The sequence below is a fragment of the Acidovorax sp. Root217 genome, from assembly GCF_001428645.1.
In the GTDB taxonomy this organism is placed as follows: Bacteria; Pseudomonadota; Gammaproteobacteria; order Burkholderiales; family Burkholderiaceae_C; genus Acidovorax.
On record NZ_LMIH01000022.1, the window covers coordinates 3,339 to 7,355 of the forward strand.

At 64.7% G+C, this 4,017-nt stretch carries 1 protein-coding gene and 1 pseudogene; both read left to right on the plus strand.

The genetic code is table 11. The features are described from left to right. Positions 1-370: pseudogene (locus tag ASE31_RS32135) on the plus strand (matrixin); the annotation flags it as partial. A gap of 488 nt (positions 371-858) precedes the next feature. Continuing rightward, the coding region (locus ASE31_RS33030; protein WP_157412590.1) for a DUF4347 domain-containing protein at positions 859-4,017 on the plus strand (3,159 nt) is incomplete at its 3' end.

Consider the following 4,017-nt stretch of genomic DNA (forward strand, 5'->3'; position numbering starts at 1 on the left):
ACTGGACCTGAACGGCCATGCGGGCGAAGCGGCCAAGCTGCTCGGTGCCCTGGGCGGGCCGGCTTTGCTGACCAACAAGGGCGTGGTGGGCGAAGTGATCCGGCTGCTGGATGCCGGGGCCACGGGCCAGACCATCGCGGGGCTGGGGCTGCAACTGCTGGGAGCGAGCACGCCTACGCAGATTGCGCAGACGCTGTGGACGAATGTGGTGGGCCGCGCGGGTACGGATGGGGAGCTCAAGCTGCTGACCGACATCATGGCGGGTGGGGTATCGGCCTCCGAGCTGACGGTGATGGCGGCGAATCTGGAGCTCAATGCGGTGCGGATTGATCTGGTGGGGCTGGCGGCCAAGGGGATTGAGTTCGCTTGACCTGCGCTGGCATTGTGGGGGACACAGGCCACCTATGTGTCCTGTGCTCCCCTGGGCCTCAGGCGGGTGACTGTGCGTTGTTGCCCGCGCACCAGGCGGAGGCATTTTTTTGTTGACCGGGACCGGCCTTTCGCTTAATTTCTCCGAATAACCATACATAATTCCCGGACTTTCTATTGACGTTGTCGCTATGAACGTCCTCCATGACCATTTTCGGCAGTGCGGCGACTACAGGCCCCATGGCATCCGCGAGCGAACCTCGCCAGGCAGTTACTGCCCAATGGCTTTCGACCATGGCCACACATCCCTCGTGCTGCCTTTGCACCCGCGCGTGCTCGACAGCTGAGCGCCACGAGTACCTTGCAGGGCTGTGCTTCTCGACCCACAGCCCTCCTCTCCCCCAACCGCCTCCCCTTCAGCAGTGCCCTGTGTGGCGTCAGCCGATGACGACCACAGCAGGCCTGGCCCATTCATAAAAAAATTGCACCATGACCTCTACGCTTACCAACGCCGAGACTGCCGCCCGCGAAATCGTCTTTGTTGACAGCCGTGTGCCTGATCTGGAGTCCGTCATCGCGGCCACCCGACCGGGCGTGAAGGTGGTGGTGCTCAACAGCGCCGAGAATGGGGTCGCGCAGATGGCCAAGGCACTGGAGGGAGAGCACGGCCTGGCTTCCATCAGCGTGGTATCGCATGGCGACAAGGGTGTGCTGCTGCTGGGCAACGGGCCGCTGTTTGCCGGCAACCTGGATCAGCACCAGGCAGACCTGAAAGCCATTGGCGATGCCCTGGGGCCCGATGGCGACCTGCTGCTGTATGGCTGCGACGTGGGGGCCGGCGAGGCGGGCTCACAGTTCGTTCAGGCACTGTCTGCGGCCACTGGTGCCGACGTGGCTGCTTCGGACGACGCCACCGCAGGTTCAGCCCGTGAGGGAGACTGGGTTCTCGAGGTCACCACGGGGACCATCGAAGCACCCGCAGCGGTGGACGTGCAGGCACTGGCCGGCTATGACTACAGCTTGCACACGGCCAGCGTCAGCACCGTGGCGCAGCTCAAGGCCGCCATCGCCACGGGCAGTGTCGATGGCGCCGCCGATGTCATCACCCTGACAGGCAACATCACATTTGCCAGCTCAGCCGATGCGATCGCCATCAGCGTTAACGATGGGCAACAGCTGTCGATCGTTGGCGGCGGGTTCACACTCAGCGGCGGCAATTTCGCGCGGGTCTTGGATGTCACGACTGCCGGGGCGGGTTCTTCGGTGGCTATCGACAACCTCACCATCACCAACGGCAAGGTGTCCGGCGATGGTGGCGCTGCAGGAGCAGGTGGCGCCGCCGGGGCCGGTGGCGACGCATTGGGTGCCGGCATCAGGAACGCAGGCACCCTCGTCATCACCAACAGCACGATCACCGCCAACAAGGCGGCGGGCGGCGGCGGCGGCGGCGCCAGCACAGGGTCGAACTATGCAGGCGGCGGCGGCGGTGCCGGCGGATTTGGATCAGGGGCAGGTGGCTCAGGCGGCAACGGATCCCCCGGCGGGAGTTACGCAGCAGGCAGCGCTGCAAGCGGCATTACGGGCGGCAAAGGTGGCGGTGGCGCGGCAGGCTCAGCTGGCAAGGGAGGCAGCGCGACAGGCGGCGCGGGCGCAACCTACTCTGGCACTGGCTATACCACCGGCGGCAATGGCGCCACGGCAAACAACGGCTCCATTGGCATCGGCGGCGGTGGCGGCGGCACCGGCACCAAGGGAACGGGGGGCGCAGGTGGCAATGCAGCAGGCGCCGTCTACAACGGCTCGACCGGCATTCTGACCGTTACCAACAGCAGCATCACCAACAACATTGCGGCAGGTGGCGGCGGCGGCGGCGGCGGCTCCACGTATTTCTCAAATACCGGCAATGGCGGCGTGGGGGGGCTCGGCATTGCAGGCATATGGAACAAAGGCGGTATCGTCAACCTGGACGCCAGCACCAATACCTCGCTCTCCACGGCGAACACTGGGTCAGGAGGCTCTGGTGGAACGGCGACAGGGGGCACGAACACCAGCGGCTCCAACGGCAGCGCTGTCAACACGCTTGCTAGTACGAACGGCGGCACCCAGAACACCAATTTCATTGCGACGTCCATCACCAGCGCCACCTACAACGCGAGCACCGGCGTCCTGTCGGTCACCGCCGCCGGCATGACCAACGGGGACACCATCGACGTCACCAAGCTCAGCCTCACCGGCCAGGGTGGCAGCTACACCCTGACCGCCGCCACCACCAACCCCACCGCGAGCAGCGCCACGGCCTTCACGGTTACGCTCGGCGCCGTGGACAAGCTGGCCATCAATGGCATCCTGAACACCAACGGCACCTCAGCCGTGGACACCACGGTGTTCAACCTGGCGGCCGCTGCCAACTGGGACCAGACCAGCTCGTCCAGCGCCGACCTCACCGGCAATGGCGTCACGGTCAGCAACGTCACCGCCCCCACCATCACCTCGGCCAGCTACGACGCTGCCACCGGAATACTGACTGTCACCGGCACCGGTCTGGTCAAGGTCGTTGGCGCGACCAATGACATCACCGTGAACAAGCTGCGCATCGTCGGCGAGGGCGGCACGGGCCGCACCCTGGTGATATCGAGCAATGTCGAAGTGACAGATGCCACCAGCTTTGCGGTGCAGCTGTCCGGCAACGACCGGATCGTTGTCGACAGCCTGCTCAACAAGAATGGCGCCACATCCTCCAGCGGCTCGACCTACAACGTCGTCGCCTTCGATGACTGGAACAGCACGATCACGAACGGCGACATCTCCGACGCCACCAACCCGCTGACTGTCTCGAATGTGCCTGCACCGACGATTACGTCGGCCACGTACGACGCCTCCACAGGGACTCTCAGTTTTGTGGGTACCGGCCTGGTGCAGCTGACGGGGGTCAACAACGACATCATCGCCAACAAGTTCACCCTGACCGGCGAGGGTGGTGCCACCTACACCCTGACCGACACGGCCAATGTCGATATCACCACCACATCGAACACGGCGTTCACGCTGACCCTGAGCGCTACCGACAAATCCGGCATCAACCAGATCATCAACAAGAACGGCAGCAGTTCCACCGGCGGCACCACGTACAACGTGGCCGCAGCAGAGGACTGGGCTGCCGGGGCTGATGCAGCAGTGGTGGTTGCAGACATCACGGGCAATGGCATCACTGCCACCGTCGCCGCCCCCACCGTGACCTCGGCCACCTACGATGCCAGCACCGGCACCCTGGTGGTCACAGGCACCGGCTTCACGCACCGCAGTGGCGCCACCAACGACATCATTGCCAACAAGTTCACCCTCACCGGCCAGGGCGGCGGCACTTACACGCTGACCGATACCTCCAACGTGGAGATCACCTCGGACACGGGGTTCACGCTCACCCTGTCCGCTACCGACAAAGCCGGCCTGCGCACGCTGGCCACCGCCAACGGCACACAATCCGCAGGCGGCACCACCTACAACCTGGCTGCGGCAGACGATTGGGCCAATGGTGCCGATGCTGCACTGAATATCGCCGACACCACGGGCAACGGCATCACGGTGTCCAACGTGGTCTCGCCCACCCTCACCTCGGCCACCTACGATGCCGCCACCGGCATCCTGTCC